The following is a 1,274-nucleotide window of genomic DNA, read 5'->3' as shown; positions in this document are numbered from 1 at the left end:
TTTCTTAGTTCGTTCGGGTCAAACTGATTGAGTTCCACGCCACCTAGCGTCACTTTACCCATTTGAGGGTCGTAGAAACGTTGCAGCAATTCAAATAGGGTGGTTTTACCTGCACCGGATGGGCCAACTAACGCCAATACTTTACCTTCGTGCGCGGTTAACGACAGGCTGCTTGTTGCTGGTTGATCAGGTCTAGACGGGTAACAGAAGGTCACATTATCAAAAGCGACTTCTGGCGTTAAGTTATCGAGCGATGTTGGATTCTCGACTGGGGCAACGATGTGGCTTTCCACTTGCAGAATCTCAATTAAACGCTCGGTGGCACCTGCCGCACGTTGCAGTTCGCCCATCACTTCAGAAATTGTCCCTAGGGATGAAGCGACCATAATCGCGTAAAAGACAAATGCAGCCAGATCGCCGGCGGACATGGTGCCGTTGATAACATCAGTACCACCCACCCAAAGCATGCCTGCAATCGCACTGAACACGATAACAATCACGCCAGAGATAAGAATCGCGCGCTGTTTTACGCGTTGACGACCAATTTCATAAGCCTTTTCTACTTCAAGTGCGAACGACGCTTTCTCTTGGGCTTCTCGGCTGTAGCTCTGCACGGTTTTGATGTGCTCAATCGCTTCTCCCGCATAAGAGCCAACATCTGACATCGAATCTTGGCTTTTACGTGATAGCGCTCTTACGCGACGCCCGTAAACCAAAATTGGAATCAAGATAAACGGCACCGAAGCCAGCACGATAAGCGTGAGTTTAATGTTGGTGGCAAACAACATGATGATTGCACCAAGGCACATTAGCGCACTGCGCATCGCCATCGAGAACGAAGAGCCGATGATACTCTGAAGCAGGGTGGTGTCTGTTGTGATGCGCGACATGATGTCGCCACTGCCATTGGTTTCAAAATAACTCGGATGAAGTGTCACAACGTGATTGAAGACGGATAAGCGGATATCCGCGCTTACACGTTCACCAACGGAAGAAACCAAATAGAAGCGGAAGAAGGTACCAATAGAGATCAATACCACCACGACCATGATGAATTGGATAGCGCTACCTAAGTCTGATAACGATTGTTGGCTAAAACCCTGGTCAATCAGAAGGCGAATACCGTGTCCCACAGAAAGGGTTAAGCTCGCCGTGAAGATCAAAGCGATCAGAGCTGCAATCACGCGGCCTTTGTAAGGTTGAATAAATTTAATCAGCTCAAGCAAAATGCTGAGGCTTTTCTTCTCTGGTTTTGATTCTGGATTCTGTTGAGC

Annotated in this window: 1 protein-coding gene; it reads right to left on the bottom strand. The window is 48.3% G+C overall.

What is annotated here, in order from left to right; translation table 11 throughout:
* A partial coding sequence (locus BCT81_RS01330; protein WP_102423043.1) for an ABC transporter transmembrane domain-containing protein occupies positions 1-1,274 on the bottom strand: 1,274 nt, incomplete at both ends.

It is taken from the genome of Vibrio sp. 10N.261.52.A1 (assembly GCF_002876325.1).
In the GTDB taxonomy this organism is placed as follows: Bacteria; Pseudomonadota; Gammaproteobacteria; order Enterobacterales; family Vibrionaceae; genus Vibrio; species Vibrio chagasii.
The sequence above is the reverse complement of the archived record's forward strand: the minus strand, read 5'-3'. Positions and strand labels throughout refer to the sequence as shown.